Origin of the sequence: Dokdonella sp., from assembly GCF_039926425.1 — a bacterium.
In the GTDB taxonomy this organism is placed as follows: domain Bacteria; phylum Pseudomonadota; class Gammaproteobacteria; order Xanthomonadales; family Rhodanobacteraceae; genus Dokdonella_A.
The window spans coordinates 1-16803 of record NZ_JBDSWZ010000237.1 but is presented as its reverse complement, the minus strand read 5'-3'; the positions used below and the strand labels follow the sequence as shown (position 1 = coordinate 16803).

Sequence of the window (16803 nt, the reverse complement as noted above, 5' to 3'; positions counted from 1 at the left end):
CGTCCTGCTTCGCATACTGCGAGGAACCGGGCGTGGTCAGGTTGTACACATAACGGCCGGTGACGGGATCCACGCCAGCGAAGTTCGCGAGAGAGCGTGTGTACGGAAAGTTCGGGTTGTAGATCTGTCCCCACTTCTTGTTGATCAGATTGCCGATGTTGAAGAAGTCGAAGCGGATCTCGCCCTTGTTGTCGGCAAACAGGCCCGGAACCTCCTGACGCAGGCTGAGGTCGATCTGGTTGATCCAGGGCGAGGTCGACCCGTTGCGGGAAACCACGCCACCCTGATGGTTGCGCAGGTAATCGTTGCCGCGGATGGTCGAGTAGAACTGGTCGATCTGTGCCTGCGAAGTCCCCGGCGTGAAGTCGACGTCACCGACGTTCGGCACGTAGAACACGTCGTTGCGGGCAATGCCATCGCCGTTCGCGTCGTTGTTGAAGGTCCACGTGTAGGGCTGACCGGTGTATCCGTTGTACACGCCGGAAACGCTGCTGACGTAGTCACCGAAGAACTTGTGCTGCCACGTGAGCGACGACAGCAGACGCGCCTTGATGTCGTAGTTGGAACGGCGCGCAACGTCTTCGTTGGGGTTGTACGTCGCACGACCGGTGTAGTTGCTGAATGCCTGGCTCGACGTGCCGGGGTTCACCTCGGTGGCGCGACCGAAGGTCAGCGAGGTCGTCCCGAACCACGTGTCCGAGTAGCTCTTCTGCAGCGACAGCGTCAGGTAATTTGCTTCGCCCTTGCCGGTGTTGGTGAGCAGGGTGGACGAACCACCGAACGCCGGGTTGGCGCCCGCCCGCTGGTTGGCATTGTAGTTGGACGGGTTCGACGCACCGAGCGGATTGCCGGCGCTGTTGAGCCAGAGCGCCGGATTCGTATTGCCGTAATAGTTGATGCGGCCGTCCGGAAGGAAGCCATTGCCCGGCCCCAGGTTGATTGCGTTGTACTGGATCGCATCGCGAACGCCGACGTGCGCGTACTCGATCGACGCGATGACGCCCAACCACGGCAATTCGCGATCGAACGCGAGGCTCCACTTGAACGCAGTCGGCAGCTTGAAGTTGTTGTCGACAGTATCGACGGTCTGCTGCGCACCCGTTCCGCAGCCCGTCGTCGGCGGCTGCTGCGTGTACGGGTCGGAATTGAATCCGGTGCCTGGACCGCAACTGAAGGTCTGCAGCGTCAAGCCGTTGTTGGTGAACGGATTGGCCTGCCAGACGCCCGGCGTCACGCCTTCGGTGATGCCGATTCCGCCACGCAGCTGCGTCTTCAGGTCGGTATCAAATGTGTAGTTGAACGACGCACGCGGCTCGATCACGCTGTTGCCGTCAACGCTTCCGGTGTTCGAGTAGCCGAATGCGTTCTGGAACCGTGCGTTGTACTGCGGCGTGTCGTTGAGGGATGGAATGTCCCAGCGCAGGCCGTATTGCAGCGACAGCTGCGGGGTGACCTGCCAGGTGTCCTGCAGGAAGAAGCCGGTCTGGTCAAATGTGTAGTTCGCAGCGATGCTGTTGATGTCGCCGTTGGCCGGCCGATACAGGCTGTAGCTCGAATAATTGCCGGCAGCGAAGTCGGCAATGCTGTTGAACGTGTATGCACCGAATTCGGTACGTCCGAACAGATTGAAGTACTTGTCGCGCTGGAAGTCGGCGCCGGCCTTGACCGTGTGGTCACCGAGGAACCAGCTGCCCGCGAAGAAGCCGGTGTACGTTTTGACGCCGAGCACGTTGTAGTGGCGGAACTGCTCTTCACCGAGATTCACGCTGGTGTTCGAGTTGTCGGGTCCGAGGCGCACGGTGACCTGCGGCTGGTTGGCCAGCGTGGTCGGCACCGAATCGTAGGTCGCGTACGAAAACGACGCTTCGGTGGAGAAGGTGTCGGTCCAGTCGTCGTACAGGTTCAGCGCGTAGTTCTTGAAATCGAAATTGTTGTTGTAGTAGTAGCTCGACAGCGACAACGCACTCGGGCTGAACCCGCCCAGGGTCGGCTGGCTGCTCTTGGTGCGGTTGTAGCGGAAGCTGGCGCGATGGCCATCGGAGATGTTCCAGTCGATCTTCGCGAGGTAGAGCTTGTTGTCCTGGTTCGCGCTCGAGGCGCTGAGGCTACCGGGTGTCAGGCCCTGCTGGTTGGCAATGTCGATGATCGAGTTGAGCTGATCCTGCGTGATATTGACGACGTTGCCAGCGCCTGAACCGAGCGGACCGTAATCCGGACCCGGCGCAAGCGTCTTCGCTTCTTCGTAGCTCAGGAAGAAGAACAGCGTGTCCTTGATGATCGGGCCGCCAACCGTGGCGCCGAAGGTTTTCTTCGCGTCGTAGCCCTTGAAGTCGTTCGGCTCGTCGCTGGTGAGATCCTTGGCGTTGGTGTAGGCGTAATACACGTCACCGTGGAAATCGTTGGTTCCGCTCTTCGTGACGATGTTGATGTTGGCGCCGACTGCGCGCTTGTTCGTCACATCGTAGTTCGCGGTCGAGATGCTGTATTCCTCGATCGCGTCGAACGACAGCGGCTGGTTGATGCCGGGCAGTCCGTTGGCCTGCAAACCGAACGAGTCGTTGGTCGGCACGCCGTCGATGGTGATGTTGTTGTAGCGGCTGTTCTGACCGAGCGCGGAGATCTCGCCGCGGCCCTTGTTCGTGATGTTGACGTTCGGATCGAGGCGCGCAATGTCCTGGATCGAGCGGCCGGGATTCGGCAGCACCGCCAGTTCGCGCTTGGAAATGTTGGTGCTCAGCCCCTTGTTGTCGGCCTGGAAGGTCGCGCCTGGAGCGGAGGCAGTGACCGTCAATCCTTCGAGCGTGGTTGCACTGCTCGCGGCGACAGTGAGGTTCAGTGTGGTTTCTTCGGCAAGCTTGAGATACACGTCCGGCTGGTCGACGCTTTCACCGCGGTCGCCGGACGCCTTGACCTCGAACGGACCGCCGACGCGCAGACCCTGCACGCTGTAGCGACCGTTCGGGTCGGTCAGCACGGTGCGCGATGTGCCCGACGGCACGTGGATGATTTCAACAGTCGCACCGGCCACCGGCTGGCCAGCAGCGTCGACAATGCGGCCGCTCAACGACGACGAGGTGTTCTGCGCGAACGACGAGGACGCCGCGAAGAATGAGGCGATCACCCACGGCAGCAGGTGCATGCGAAGTTGCTTGTTCATTGCGTAGCCCTTCATCACATTGGATGGATTTGCGAAGATCCGAACCGTGGCAAGCCGGCCGCGCCGGTAGTTGCAGGGCGCATTCGACGACGGTTTGGTGCGACTTCCCCGATCGGGCGCCGGCGCTGCGAGCGACCGGATACCCGAGAACGATTAACGCGAGTTTAACCCGAGAAGATGACGGATTTGTAACATCCGAGGGTCATTTGGTGCGCCGCGTCACGCATTCCTGGACGTGTCGACATAGCGCGCCCGCTTCTGCGGGCGCAACTGGTGCAGGTCGAGGCGAACCAACCCGTCGACGCACCCGCCGAAGGCCGGATCGACGCCGAAGGCGAGAAAGCGGACTCCGGATGGCTCACACAGGTCGGCATACTGGCGATACAGAACCGGCAGCTGAGCGCCGAGCGAGGTCAATCGTTCCTTCAGCACCGCCAGTCCTTCAGTCGTCGACTTGTCGGCCCACGCTGCGTTGGCAGCGGTTTCGATCGCCTCGGAGATGACAAACGGGTTGCGCGCGCGTGCCAACCGTTCGTTGTCGCAGAAATAGTGCCGGTGGTAGTGGACGATCCATTCGCGCGCTTCCGGCGCGATGGTGGCGCTCAGGCTGACCGGACCGATGAGGTAGCGGAGCTGGGGCTGACTGCGCAGGTAGGCGCCGATGCCCTGCCACAGATAGTCGAGGCTGCGTGATCCCCAATAGGCCGGCTGGACGAAACTGCGTCCAAGTTCGACCGATTGTGGGAGAAAGTCGTCCGCCGCGGGCGCGTACTCGAACAGGCTTGAGGAATACAGACCCGCGATGCCGCGCTCCTGCATGATCGGCCCTGCCTCGCCGAGCCGATACGCGCCGACGATGGCCAGCGCCGGTTCGTCCCACAGCACCAGATGCCGGTAGTAGGCATCGTAACGATCGAGATCGCGGCGCGCGCCCGTACCCTCACCCACGCGTCGGAAAGCCAGCTCGCGCAGACGTCCGATCTCGCGCAGCGCCGGACAATCCGCCTTCGGCACCAGCAGCAGGATCTGCTTGCCGTCGTTGGTCTGACCGAGTCGCGTCGCTTCGCGCAATGCCGCGCGAACGCGCAACGGCGATTCCGGATGCGCCACTGCGGCCGATGTCGGGAACACCGTCGGACGTCGACGCGGCAGCCGATAGACGTGCTGGCGCATGTCCTGGGCAATCTGCTCGGGTTTCGTGGACGCACTCGTGAGGGCGGCCGGCGCGATGATTTCGCCAACCTGGAAGCCGATGCGCGCGCGCTCGGCCTGGAAGATTTCGCGCGGAAGCAGCAACGACGACAGCGGCTTGGCCAGCATCGACACGCCGTAGAACATCGGCGAATTCTGCGCACTGATATGCACCGGCAATACGGGCGCATCGGTCTTGAGCGCCATTCGCACGAATCCGGACGACCAGCGGGAATCACGCACACCCTTGGTACGCATGCGCGACACCTCGCCTGCCGGAAACACGATCACTGCTTCGTCGCGATCAAGAGCGCGGAATGCCTCGCGCGCGCCGCCAATCGCGTTGCCGTTGCCGAAAACCGGCAGCGGAAGCAGCAGCGGCGCCAGCGGTTCGAGTTTCATCAACACGTCATTTGCGAGGATCTTCACGTCGCGGCGCACCGAGCCGACCAGGTTGATCAACGCGAGGGCGTCGAGGGCGCCGAGCGGATGGTTGGCGACGATCACCACCCGTCCTTCAACCGGAATATTCTCGCGATCGGTATTGGCGACGCTGTAGCTGATTTTCAGGTATTCGAGCACGCGCTCGACGAATTCGAATCCGGTGCTCTCGCCGCCGTATTCGAGCGTCGCATTGATGCGTTCCTCACAGACGATCCTGCGCAGCCAGCCGACAAGCGGCTGCGACAGGGTGCGCGCCTTGCCGGACGAGAAGCGTGGAAACCGTTCGTAGAAACTGTGTTCGACGCTGATCAAGGCGCACCTCGGATGATGGCGCAGACACGCTAGCGCGTGCTTGTTACAAATTGGTGCGGGACCGTCTGTCGAAAGACCTGCCACTGGGACCGTGTCTTTCAGTCTACCGCCGTGCGACCACCACGTCAGGGCATCACGACAGGCCGGCGATTTTCACGTATGCAACGATGCCGTCCAGGAACATCTGCACCGACAGCGCGACAAGCAGCATGCCGGTCAGCCGTTCGATCGCCGTGAGAACGCTCTCGCCGAGCCAGCGGAACAGGTACGTTGCAGACATCAGGATAAACGCGGTCGCGAGCCACGCGACAAACAGCGCGACGCTCCAGTCAACGGTGCGTCCGGGATTGCTGTTGGCAATCAGCATCACCGCTGCCATCGCCGACGGGCCTGCCACGCCGGGTATCGCCATCGGCACGATGAACGGTTCGCCATGTCCGTCGTTGCCGAAGATGCCGTCCTTCGGCGGAAAGATCATCCGCAAACCGATGATGAAGAGGACGATGCCGCCGGCGATGCTGACCGACTGCTGCTTGAGCTGCAGCAATGCCAGCATGTACTGCCCGCAAAACAGGAACGCGAAGAGAACCACCAGCGCGATCAGCAGCTCGCGCGCGAGCACGAAGCGTCGGCGTTCGGGCGCGACGGCTTTCAGCAGCCCCATGAACAGCGGGATGTTGCCGAGCGGATCGAGGATCAGGAACAGCAGGATTCCCGCGGACACCGTGCTCATCGCGTGCTCCATGACGCCTCCAGGTTGCGATTCACGATGTGGCCGTTCACGACCGCTGCGATTCGCGCAAGTCGAGCACTTTGCCGCGCAGGGGACCCGCGGTTGCGCCGAGCAGATGCACGATCGCACCCGCGGCAAATGCCGGATCCGGATGCTCCATCGTGTTTTCTCCGTAATAAGCGGCCCGACGCAGGGCGGTGCGCATCGGGCCGGGCAATATCGCATGGGTCCGCACGCCGGAAGATTCCGTTTCCTGATGCACGATCGATGCGAGACCCTGCACCGCGTGCTTGGCGACGCCGTAGCCACCCCAGAACGCTTTTCCGACCCGCGCAGGGTCGTCGAAGACGAACACGATGGCGGCATCGTCCGAGCGACGCATGAGTGACACGCAAGCCTGGGTCAACAGAAATGGAGCCGTCACGTTGACCTGCTGGGTGCGCGCCCATTCTTCGGCTGTCTGTTGCTCGAAAGGCTGCAGCGAATCGAACTGCGCTGCGGCGTGAACGAGCCCGTGCAAAGCACTGAACTCGCGTTCGACCGAGGACGCCAGTTCCGCATGGTCTCTCGCCGTCGCGCCTGCCAGATCCATCGGATAGATTGCAGGCGTCGGCGCTCCCGATTCGACGATGTCGTCGTACAGCGATTCCAGCGCGCGCACCTTGCGGCCGAGCAGCACGACCGATGCGCCTGCGCTCGCCGCGGCAAGCGACACCGCGCGCCCAAGCCCTCCGGTGGCGCCTGTGACAAGCACGACGCGATCGCGCAAACACCCATCCGCGGACGCCGTGAAGCCGTCCGCCAGCCGCGCCGACTCGAGCATGCTCAGGCCTTCTGCGTATCCTGGACGAGCCGCTCCAGCTCGCCCGATTCGTACAACTCGATCGCGATGTCGCAACCGCCGATCAGCTCGCCGTTGATGAAAAGCTGGGGAAACGTCGGCCAATTCGAATAGCGCGGAAGGTTTGCGCGCACTTCGGGATCTTCCAGCACGTTGACCGAGTGGTAACTGGCGCCAACGGCTTTCAATGCCTGCGACGTGCGGCTGGAAAAACCACACATCGGAAACTGCGGCGTGCCCTTCATGAAAAGCACGATCGAGTTCGATTCCAGAGTGCCCTTGATACGTTCGATGACGTCCATAGATGACCTGTTGCGTTGCGCCGCTGCGGGGATTCGCGGAAGGGCGCGAGTTTAGCAGGGTCGACGCTGGCCCATCGGCGAACTGGCGGAACGCCGCAGCCCAGTGTGAACCGCAGGAAACGGCTTTCTCGCATGCAGGGCATGCATTTTGGCCATGCTGATAGACTTCCCGGCCCCTACCCCATCGGCAAGGACAGTCTCATGGCGATCGAACTTCCACCGCTTCCCTGGGCGCGCGACGCGCTCGCTCCGCACATCTCCGCAGAGACCATCGATTACCACTACGGCAAGCACCACCAGACCTATGTGACCAATCTCAACAACCAGATCGCCGGTACCGAGTTCGAGAAGATGGCGCTCGAGGACATCATCAAGAAGGCGAGTGGCGGCATGTTCAACAACGCCGCGCAGGTGTGGAACCACACCTTCTACTGGAATTGCCTCAAGCCCAACGGCGGTGGTGAACCCTCCGGTCGTCTTGCCGATGCGATCAACAAGGCGTTTGGCGGCTTCGCGCAGTTCAAGGAAGAATTCACCAAGACCAGCGTCGGCACGTTCGGTTCCGGCTGGGGTTGGCTGGTGCAGCGTCCCGATGGCGGGCTTGCCCTCGCCAGCACGTCGAACGCAGGCACGCCGATCACCGGCGCTGATCTCCCGCTGCTGACCTGTGACGTGTGGGAGCACGCGTACTACATCGACTACCGGAACGCGCGTCCGAAGTATCTGGAAGCATTCTGGAATCTGGTCAACTGGGACTTTGCAGCAGAGCAGATGGCTTGACCGTTTTGCACGCACCGGCATTCGGCCGGTGCGTGTGGACGCACGGTCGCCGTGCTCGCCGACTCAGAGCGCGTGCTTCATTGAGTCAGCGCCTCAATTGCTGGCGCGACCTGCCATTCGCGACCGAGGGCCTGGCCCACCGATTCGAGGCGAAGTCTCAACGTGGCGTCTTCGTCGGCACACACGGTCGCGTGGCCGACCTTGCGGCCTGCACGTGAATCCTTGCCGTAGTCGTGCCAATGCGCGCCGGCTTCGCGCAGGATCGCTGCGGCCTCAGGCAATGCCCCAACCCAGTTCAACATGACGCTGACGCCGCGCGCTGACGTGTCGCCGAGCGGCAGATCGAGGACCGCGCGCAGATGGTTTTCGAACTGGCTGCACACCGCGCCTTCGATGGTCCAGTGACCGGAGTTGTGAACACGCGGCGCAATTTCGTTGCCGAGCAGTTGCCCATCAACGTCGAACAGTTCCAATGCGAACGCACCGACGTAGTCGAGGCGCTCGGCGATGGCGCGCGCATGTGCGATCGCCGCGTGCTCCAGCGCGGTCGCGTCGGGCGCGGGCGCTAAGCTCACGGAAAGAATGCCGTCGACATGCCAGTTGCGTGTGAGTGGATAGTGGCGGAATTCACCGCTGCGCGACCGCACACCGATCACCGACACCTCCCGCGTGAAGGGAATGAATGCCTCCAGGATGAGAGGCGAACTGCCGAGCAGCTGCCAAGCCGAATCCGCGTCGGCACGCGAACGAAGGACGCGCTGGCCCTTGCCGTCGTAGCCGAGTCGACGCGTCTTGAGGACGCATGGAAGTCCAACCGTGTTGATCGCTGCTTCCAGATCCGCCCGGCTGTCGACGGTGGCGAATGCAGGCGTGCCGAGCCCCACATCGCGAAACAGCAGTTTCTCGGCGAGACGATCCTGCGACACCGCAAGTGCGCCGGGATTGGGAAATACCCGGGTGCGCCCGGCCAGCCACTGCGCTGTTTCGGCCGGCACGTTCTCGAAATCGAAAGTCGCCACATCGATGCGACGGGCAAAATCGGCCAGCGCATCGAAGTCGCGCCAGTCGGCCCGCACCAGCGGTGCCACCTGACTTGCGCAGGCTTCGATCGCACTGTCGACAACGAGAAAGCGCAGCCCCAGCGGGGCACCGGCCAGCGCCAGCATGCGTGCCAGTTGTCCGCCGCCGAGGATGCCTACGGTCTGCATGGATAGCATCTCTCGAACATTATCGAAAATTCATCGGAAAGGGTGCTGCATCAAGTTCCGCGCGTGCCGCAAGCGACGTCGCAGCAGCGGATGGGAGACATGCGAAATCAGCGTGGAACGAGCGCACTCACGCCGCTTCCCCGGGAATCGGGTTGGCCATGACGGCATCGGTCTGCGCCTGTCGAAACGCGTCCAGACGCACTGCCAGTTCCGCATCGGCCGTCGCAAGAATCGCCGCTGCGAGCAACGCCGCATTCACCGCGCCGGCGCGACCGATGGCCAGCGTGGCCACCGGTATGCCGGCAGGCATCTGCACGATTGAAAGCAGCGAATCGAGCCCGTTCAACGCATGCGACTGGACCGGCACGCCGAGGATCGGCAAGCGCGTCTTTGCCGCGAGCATCCCAGGCAGGTGCGCTGCTCCGCCCGCACCGGCGATGATCGCGACAAGCCCGCGGCTGACCGCGTTGCGGGCATAGTCGAACAGCAGGTCGGGCGTGCGGTGTGCGGAAACGACCCGCGTCTCGTGCGCGATACCAAGCTTGTCCAGCGTTTCGGCCGTGTGGCGCATGGTCTCCCAGTCGGACTGGGAGCCCATCACGACGCCGATCCGCGGCTGTCCAGTTGCAGGCTCTGTCATGGCCGTCGAGTCGTTAAATCGTTATTGTACGCGTATTCCGCCGCGCACCTGCCGGCCGCACCCGGTGCCCCAATGGACAAGCGCCTGCTCGACATTCTCTGCTGCCCGACCACTCGTTTGCCCCTGCGGATCATGACTGACACGGAGCGTGCTGCTCTCAATCAGGGCATTCTCGGCGACAGCGTCATCAACGGCGGTGGCGCACGGGTCTCGCAGCCCGTCGCGAACGGCTTGATCACCCGCGATGGCCGCACGGTCTACCGCATCGACGACGACATCCCTGTGATGCTCGCAGACGAAGCCATCGCCACATCGCAGTTGACCGATTTCCCGAACGCTTGAAACTGAAGCGATTTGCACCGCGCAATGGCCCCGTGACCACGGTCACATTCTGAAGAGCTGTCCATCTTATGATGGCGCACGGTCGGTCGATCCGAAGCCGCTGTGCCACGGGATCCACGGAACCATCCATGACCGCCGCAAAAGACACCCCCAACGTCGTCGATCTGCCATCGCGCCAAAACCTCGGCAGCGGCGCGGATCGTCTCGGCGATCTTCTCAAACTGGTGCGCGGGATTTCGCTCAAGCGCATCAATGGCCTCGTGGGTACTCTGTTCGAGAACGTCGACGATGCGTTGTTCGACCTGGCCGAACGCGCGGGCAGCAATGCGATTCAGACTGAATTCTTCGATGGCATGCGGGAAGTGCGCAAGAAGCGGCAGCTGGTCGAGCGACTGTTCCAGGAACATGCGACCAAGGCGTTCAGTGAGTTCGCCGACGGAAAGCTGAAACCCGCGAAATCCGAAGTCGCACCGCAAGGCAGCGCCGGCCTCTCGCTCGTCGACGACGTCGAGCTTGAGGAGTCGCTCGCCGTCACCAGCATGGTGGCCAAGGCGGAAAACCGGCTGCAGCGATCGCTCTACCCGGTCAATCTTCGTCTTGCGGTTCTGATTGGCGGCGGCAAGGTCGAGGACGCGAACAATCCGATCGGGCCTGCGGTTCTCGGCAATGCGTTCCGCTACTCGATTCTCGAATTCGACGTCAACGTCCAGGTCAAGCTGATCATCTACAAGCTGTTCGACCGCTATGTGATGGCCGCGCTCGATCCAATCTACGAGGAGGTCAATTCCGAGCTCGTGCGCGCGGGTGTGCTTCCGCAGATCCGGCACTCGATGCCGCATGGCGATCGGCCGCCACCGCCCGCCGGTCTCGATCCGCGCACTTCGCATGGCATGGGGCACTCCGGACATTCGGCGCCCACCTACTACGATCCCGCGGCAAACGCGTTGCAGGCGGAAATCTACAACACCGTTCGTTCGCTGATGGCAAACCGCCATGCCGGCGAAAACTACGCAAACGGCGGCGGCGATTCGGGCGGTGGCGGCATCGGCCTGCCGGGTCTTAGTCCCACTGACCTTCTGAGTGCGCTGACGATCCTGCAGAGCCAGTCGATCGCGATGCAGGCCAAGGCCGACAGCGTTTCCGATGCCGCGCAGGCCGTGCAGCAGATCAAGCGCGAACTGCTCGATCAGGTCAGCCGGCTTTCAGACGATACGAAGGAGCGTCGCGTCTCCAACGCCGACGAAGACACGATCGATCTCGTCGGCATGCTGTTCGAATACATCCTGCAGGACCGCAATCTGCCGGCGCAGATGCAGGCCCTGTTCGGTCGGCTGCAGATTCCTTATCTGAAAGTCGCAATTCTGGACAAACACCTGTTCGCGCAGAAGTCGCACCCGGCGCGGCGCCTGCTCGATGCGCTGGCTGAGGCTGGCAAGAGCTGGTCGGAGGAATCGGACCGCGACCAGCGTCTCTACGGACGTATCAAAGCGGCAGTCGAAACGGTCTTGCGGGATTTCGACGATGACGTCGGCGTGTTCGAACGCGAGCTCGCTGGATTCACCGACTTCGTCGACCAGCACCACAAGCGCGCGGAACTCGCAGAGCAACGCGCCGCGGAAGCGACGCGCGGGCGCGAAAAACTGCAGGAGGCGCGCCGCACCTCGGCGCGCGAAATCCTCAAGCGAATCGACGGGCGCAACCTGCCGCCAATCGTCCACACGGTGCTGTCGCGCCCTTGGGCGAATTACCTCGTGCTGACCTTGCTGCGGCAGGGCGAGGGTTCGGACGAGTGGCGCAACGCACTGCGTTTTGCCGACGAATTCGTTTGGAGCGCTCAACCGAAGACCAACGAAAGCGAACACACGCGACTGCGCGCGCTTCTACCTCAACTGGAGAAAGCGCTTCGGCATGGGCTGACCACGGTCGCCTATCACGAAAGCGATGTGAAGCAGTTGATGCAGGAGCTGTCGCAGTTCTATCGGCGCCTGCTTGATGGTCAGAAGGTCGAGACCAAGACTGCTCAGGAAGTGATCGAGGGCAACGCCGGACCGGCCGCCGTTGACGCAGACGGCTCTGGTTCCCCGGAACCGGCGGCGGTCGTGACGCAAAGTCCCGTTGAGGAAGCCGTGCTGAATGCCGGCAGCGTGGAGGACACGGCGGCCGACGTCCTCGAAGAAAATGACGAGCACGTGCGCGCTGTGCGCGAACTCAAGGTCGGTACGTGGATCGAGTTCGTCGATGCGGGCGACAACCGCGAGCGCGCCAAGCTGTCATGGATCAGTCCGATCAGCGCGAAATATCTGTTCGTCAATCGCCGGGGCCTCAAGGTCTGCGACAAGACTGTAGCAATGCTCGCGTCCGAGTTGCGCCTCGGCACGGCGACGGTGCTTGAGGAAGTGCCACTGTTCGATCGCGCGCTCGATGCGATCGTCGCCCGCCTGCGCCACGCCAGCGACGAGGCGGAATCGACAGCACCGGTGGGCCCTGTTGCGCCAGCCGCCACCTGAGTCGGACGATTGCGCGATCTTGCTATCCTGCGCCTCCCCCATTGCCAGGGAGTGGTTCGCACGTGATGACGCCGGTCTTCGTTCAACCTCCGCACGAGACGATCGTGCGCGACGTGCAGCGCGCGCTCGAGGAGGACATCGGTAGCGGAGACGTGACGGCGCTGCTGTTGTCGCCGGTTGCTCGCGCACGTGGACGCGTGATCACGCGCGAATCGGCGATTCTGTGCGGGCAAGCCTGGTTCGCGGAATGCTTCCATCAGCTCGACCCGGATACGCAGATCGACTGGGTCGCCGAGGAAGGTGAACGTGTCGCCGCAGGCGCCGTGTTGTGCCGCCTCGAAGGCCTGGCGCGCACGCTGGTCACGGCGGAACGCTCAGCGCTCAATTTCCTGCAGGCGCTCTCGGGCACTGCGACGGTCACATCGACCTACGTGGAGGCTGCGCGCGGAACGCGCACCACGATCCTCGACACGCGCAAGACGCTGCCCGGATTGCGCCTCGCGCAGAAATACGCGGTGCGCGTCGGTGGTGGCAGCAATCACCGCACGGGACTGTTCGATGCGGTGCTGATCAAGGAAAACCACATCGCGTCGGCCGGTTCGATCGGAGCCGCCGTGCAGCGCGCCCGCGCCCTGCATCCGGATCTTCTGGTCGAAACCGAGGTCGAGAACTTCACCGAGCTTCGCGAGGCAATCGCCGCCGGCGCGGATCGGATCATGCTCGACGAGTTCGAGTTGCACGAGCTGGCCCAGGCCGTGTCCGAAGTGGGCGGTCGCATACCGCTCGAAGTGTCCGGTTCGGTGGCGCTCGATCGTATCCGCGCGATCGCGGAGACGGGCGTCGACTACATTTCGATTGGCGCCCTCACCAAGCATGTGCGGGCGATCGATCTTTCGATGCGTGTCGAGTTGATCGACTCCTGAGGCGACAGTCGCGCCGCCCGCATCACCGATTTTTCAGATTTTGCCCATCGAATGCAGAACGGCGAAGGCCACCAGCGCGACGGCGACGACGCCAATCACGATCCACAGCGTTGGCGAACTGCCTTTGTCCGTCGCCGCCGGCGGCGGCGGCTCCACTCGCGCGCCCGCCGATTGCTGTTTGGCATCCATACCCGGCGTCACCAGCAGAAACCGGACGGTGTCCAGCCGCAGTTCCTCGCCGGGCTTCAGTAGCCCGCTCTCGACGCGCTTGCCGTTGATGTACGTCCCGTTCGCCGAACCCATGTCTTCGACACGGACACCGTCCGGTGTCACCTTGAGACGCGCATGGTTGCGCGATACTTCTTCAGCGGGCACAGGGATATCACAGTCGGGCTGACGACCGATCACCGCATTGTCGGTCACCGCGAAGGTCTTGCCGAACGTTGCACCGGAGACTCCGCGCAACAGGAATCGCGGCAACGCGCTGCGTACGCGCGTGCGTCCGTCGTCTTCCGGTGCCGCACGTGCACTCGGCTCCGGTGTCGCGGCCTTCCGGTCGCTGGCGTTCACCTGGCAGCCCACCCGGCCGAACAGAAGGAGATCGCCCTCCTTCACCGCCGTTTCGCCTTCGATCTGCCGGCCGTTGAGAACGGTCGGTGCGGAGTCCAGAGCATGCACCACGGCGACACCCGCGGTCAGGCCGATTTCACAGTGACGCGGCGCGATTCCGGCTCCGCCGACCACGATATCGCACCCGGCATCGGTGCCGATGATGGTCGTGCCTTCGGCAAGGTCGACCGGAGCATGTTCGCCGCCAGGAAAGACCAGTTTCATCGAACCCCCTCATGCGCCGACAGCGCCGGCCTGCGGCGATTGTAACCTTGCTGGATCGGGTTCGTGGAAGCACCCCATCGGTGTCCGAGGAAGTTTTGACGGCGGCATCGAACTCGGTCCCTTGTCAGGATGATGAACGATCCCCACACTGTGGCGATGACCGCGACCTGGATCACACTGCTGGCAATCGCTACCCTGATCTGGGCGTGGATGGACGCGCTCAATGCGCGCGAACGCGCGATTCAGGCCGGCCTTGAACTGTGCCGTGAAGCGGGAGTGCAGTGGCTCGATCAGAGCGTCTCGCTGAAGCGGATGAGTATCGGTCTTCGGGACGGCATGCCGACCCTGCTGCGCCGCTACGGATTCGAGGTAAGTGTCGACGGCAGCGATCGCCATCGCGGGCATCTCGATCTCGGCGGCCAGCGTCTCGAAGCGTGGAGTCTGCCACTGGTCCATCGCGAGGACGCGTCGCCCCGTCCGAATCATCTGCGCCTCGTGCGCACCGATGCCATCACCGATGAGCGCGACGTCCATTAGTCATCGCGACGCACTATGCGTTGCCTGCAGGGGATGAGTTCGGACTTGTTCCGGATCCCCTGTCGCCGGCCATCCATGGCCTGCAGGGGATGAGTTCGGACTTGTTCTGGATCCCCTGTCGCCGGCCGTCCATGGCCTGCAGGGGATGAGTTCATCCTGAACTCACTTGATGACGCGAAGATGGGGGCGTTTGGGGGTTTCTTCGGGTGGTGGCGTCGGTTCGGTCGGCGCGTTTTCCGCCGAGAACATCATTCCTTGGCCATTTTCCTGCGCGTAGACTGCGAGAACGGCTGCCATCGGTACGTGGATTGCCTGACTGACACCGCCAAAGCGAGCAAGAAAACGCACGCTGTCGTTCGCGATGTCGAACTGCGTCACCGCTTGCGACGCGATGTTGAGGACGACGCGACCATCCTTTGCAACTCCCGGAGGTACGCGGACGCCGTCCCCCGACGCGTCCACCAGGAGATGCGGCGTGAGATCGTTGTCGCTGATCCACTCGTAAAGCGCCCGCAGCAGGTACGGGCGGTTGGACGTCATCGCATTGGGCGACATGGCCGTTCCCCGCGGAATCGAGGGATCCGTCCGCCATCTGCAAAAGCACGCGTCATGACGGGTGCAACGTTTTTTCTTCGGGGGTGAGACTGCGCGCAAACCCCTGGCTGCGAAAAATCCGCTCGCCGTAGTCGATGATCGCCTGGGCGTCTCGGGGCAGCTGCACGCCGAGCGAGTCGAGACGCCAGACAAGTGGCGCAAGAGCGCAATCGGCCAGGCTGATTTCTGGACTCAGGAAGAATTTTGACGCCTTGAACGCCGACGCGTTTTTCACGAGGTCGTCGCGCAGCGCCTTTTTTGCAACCTCGGCCGGCTTGCCGCCGGCCTCGATGTCGTCGACCAGCGTCAGCCAGTCGTTCTCGACACGCACGATCGCCAGCCTCAGGCGCGCCCGCGACAGCGGATCGACTGGCATCAGTGGCGGATGCGGATAGCGCTCGTCCAGGTACTCGCAGATCACCGAGGTGTCGTAGAGCACGAGATCACGATCGACCAGGGTCGGTACCGAGTTGTACGGATTCAGATCGAGCAGGTCCTCGGGCGGATTGTCGAGGTCGACCAGGATATGGTCGTACGTGACGCCCTTGGCAGCGAGCGCCATCCGGACCCGGTGACAGTGCACACAATCGCGCGCGGAATACAGCGTGAGTACCGTACGCGAGCGCTGGTTCAATGCCATTCTGGATTCCCCTCCACCCTGGTCGGGGCGCACCCCTGACGCAGCAATGTACTACGCGCGGCCCTCGCTCGACTAGGCGTGGCTCACGAGCGCGGAATGGCACCTTGAAGCAGGCCTCCGGAAGACCGGATGGCGCGATGGCCGGCTGGTTCTCGCAAATCAGCCGGCCAGTCATGCCCTCAGTGCACGTCTTTCCAGAACTCCAGCTTCAGCAGGTACGCGATGAAGGTGAACAATGCGAGATACAGCAGTACCCACACGCCCATCGCCTCACGCTTGAGTGCCGCCGGCTCCCCGACATACTGCAGGAACGCGCTCAGATCGCGCGCGGTGCGGTCGAACTCCGCGGCGGTCTGGCTGCCCGGAATCTTCAGCTCGAGCTTTTCGACTTCGGGATCGTGCCCCGCCTCGGCCGGCTTCATGTGAGCGATCTGCTGGCCTTGCAACTGCCACAGGGGGTTGGGCATCGACACGTTCGGGAACACCGTATTGTTCCAGCCGAGCGGGCGCGAAGGATCGAGATAGAACGATTTGAGGTAGTTGTAGATCCAGTCCGAGCCCTTGGCACGCGCTTCCAGCGACAGGTCCGGCGGAGCCTTGCCAAACCAGGCGGCCGCCTGTTCCGCCGGCATGTGACTGATCGCGTGATCGCCGATCTTGCCGCCGGTGAACACGAAATTCTTCTCGACGTCTTTCGGATCGAGCTGCAGGTCCTCAGCGATGCGCGAATAGCGCATGTACTCAAGGGAGTGGCAGCCCGAGCAGTAGTTGAAGAACAGGCGCGCGCCGCGTTGCATCGACGCCACGTCGTCGAGGCG

The 16803-nt window shown here is 62.9% G+C and carries 16 protein-coding genes; 5 read left to right on the top strand and 11 right to left on the bottom strand.

Going from position 1 to position 16803, the window contains the following annotated elements:
• From ABIV12_RS13650 to grxD, 5 genes are all read right to left on the bottom strand, one after another.
• On the bottom strand, positions 1-3157 hold a 3157-nt coding region (locus ABIV12_RS13650), incomplete at its 3' end, for a TonB-dependent receptor (RefSeq protein WP_348060206.1).
• Positions 3158-3376: 219 nt separating this feature from the next.
• A complete protein-coding gene (locus ABIV12_RS13645; RefSeq protein ID WP_348060204.1) occupies positions 3377-5104 on the bottom strand; it encodes a lysophospholipid acyltransferase family protein in 1728 nt (575 codons plus the stop codon).
• A gap of 133 nt (positions 5105-5237) precedes the next feature.
• Positions 5238-5837, bottom strand: a complete 600-nt coding sequence (locus ABIV12_RS13640) for a MarC family protein (protein ID WP_348060202.1) — start codon at positions 5835-5837, stop codon at positions 5238-5240.
• Positions 5838-5883: 46 nt separating this feature from the next.
• On the bottom strand, positions 5884-6660 hold the full coding sequence (locus tag ABIV12_RS13635; RefSeq protein WP_348060200.1) for an SDR family NAD(P)-dependent oxidoreductase: 777 nt from the start codon (positions 6658-6660) through the stop codon (positions 5884-5886).
• Between the two features lie 2 nt (positions 6661-6662).
• Positions 6663-6980, bottom strand: coding sequence for a Grx4 family monothiol glutaredoxin (gene grxD / locus ABIV12_RS13630; protein WP_348060198.1), 318 nt, complete (start codon positions 6978-6980; stop codon positions 6663-6665).
• Between the two features lie 201 nt (positions 6981-7181).
• On the opposite strand from grxD, the gene ABIV12_RS13625 reads away from it, so the two are divergent.
• Positions 7182-7760: a Fe-Mn family superoxide dismutase gene (locus ABIV12_RS13625; RefSeq protein ID WP_348060196.1), complete on the top strand. Its 579-nt coding sequence runs from the start codon at positions 7182-7184 to the stop codon at positions 7758-7760.
• Between the two features lie 77 nt (positions 7761-7837).
• Here the strand turns inward: ABIV12_RS13625 and ABIV12_RS13620 are convergent, their stop codons facing one another.
• Entirely contained in the window at positions 7838-8968 is a 1131-nt protein-coding gene (locus ABIV12_RS13620; RefSeq protein ID WP_348060194.1) for a 5-(carboxyamino)imidazole ribonucleotide synthase, read from the bottom strand.
• A gap of 127 nt (positions 8969-9095) precedes the next feature.
• Complete coding sequence (gene purE / locus ABIV12_RS13615; RefSeq protein ID WP_348060192.1) at positions 9096-9608, bottom strand: 5-(carboxyamino)imidazole ribonucleotide mutase; 513 nt, start codon at positions 9606-9608, stop codon at positions 9096-9098.
• A 72-nt stretch (positions 9609-9680) separates the two neighbouring features.
• On the opposite strand from purE, the gene ABIV12_RS13610 reads away from it, so the two are divergent.
• From ABIV12_RS13610 to nadC, 3 genes are all read left to right on the top strand, one after another.
• Positions 9681-9950 (top strand): Trm112 family protein, encoded by a 270-nt coding sequence (locus tag ABIV12_RS13610; RefSeq protein ID WP_348060190.1) that lies wholly within the window; start codon positions 9681-9683, stop codon positions 9948-9950.
• 128 nt (positions 9951-10078) lie between these two features.
• A complete protein-coding gene (locus tag ABIV12_RS13605; RefSeq protein WP_348060188.1) occupies positions 10079-12457 on the top strand; it encodes a DUF1631 domain-containing protein in 2379 nt (792 codons plus the stop codon).
• A 65-nt stretch (positions 12458-12522) separates the two neighbouring features.
• Positions 12523-13380 (top strand): carboxylating nicotinate-nucleotide diphosphorylase, encoded by an 858-nt coding sequence (gene nadC, locus ABIV12_RS13600; protein ID WP_348060208.1) that lies wholly within the window; start codon positions 12523-12525, stop codon positions 13378-13380.
• A gap of 33 nt (positions 13381-13413) precedes the next feature.
• On the opposite strand, the gene ABIV12_RS13595 is transcribed toward nadC, so the two are convergent.
• Complete coding sequence (locus ABIV12_RS13595; protein WP_348060186.1) at positions 13414-14214, bottom strand: FHA domain-containing protein; 801 nt, start codon at positions 14212-14214, stop codon at positions 13414-13416.
• A gap of 156 nt (positions 14215-14370) precedes the next feature.
• Here ABIV12_RS13595 and ABIV12_RS13590 point away from each other — a divergent pair, with 156 nt between their 5' ends.
• Positions 14371-14751: a DUF3301 domain-containing protein gene (locus ABIV12_RS13590; RefSeq protein ID WP_348060182.1), complete on the top strand. Its 381-nt coding sequence runs from the start codon at positions 14371-14373 to the stop codon at positions 14749-14751.
• A 162-nt stretch (positions 14752-14913) separates the two neighbouring features.
• On the opposite strand, the gene ABIV12_RS13585 is transcribed toward ABIV12_RS13590, so the two are convergent.
• The 3 genes from ABIV12_RS13585 to ABIV12_RS13575 all read right to left on the bottom strand — a co-directional run.
• Entirely contained in the window at positions 14914-15306 is a 393-nt protein-coding gene (locus ABIV12_RS13585; RefSeq protein WP_348060180.1) for a ClpXP protease specificity-enhancing factor, read from the bottom strand.
• A gap of 52 nt (positions 15307-15358) precedes the next feature.
• The gene (locus ABIV12_RS13580) at positions 15359-15985 is read right to left on the bottom strand and encodes a glutathione S-transferase N-terminal domain-containing protein (RefSeq protein ID WP_348060178.1); all 627 of its coding nucleotides are present in this window, start codon (positions 15983-15985) and stop codon (positions 15359-15361) included.
• Between the two features lie 179 nt (positions 15986-16164).
• The coding region (locus ABIV12_RS13575) for a cytochrome c1 (RefSeq protein WP_348060176.1) at positions 16165-16803 on the bottom strand (639 nt) is incomplete at its 5' end.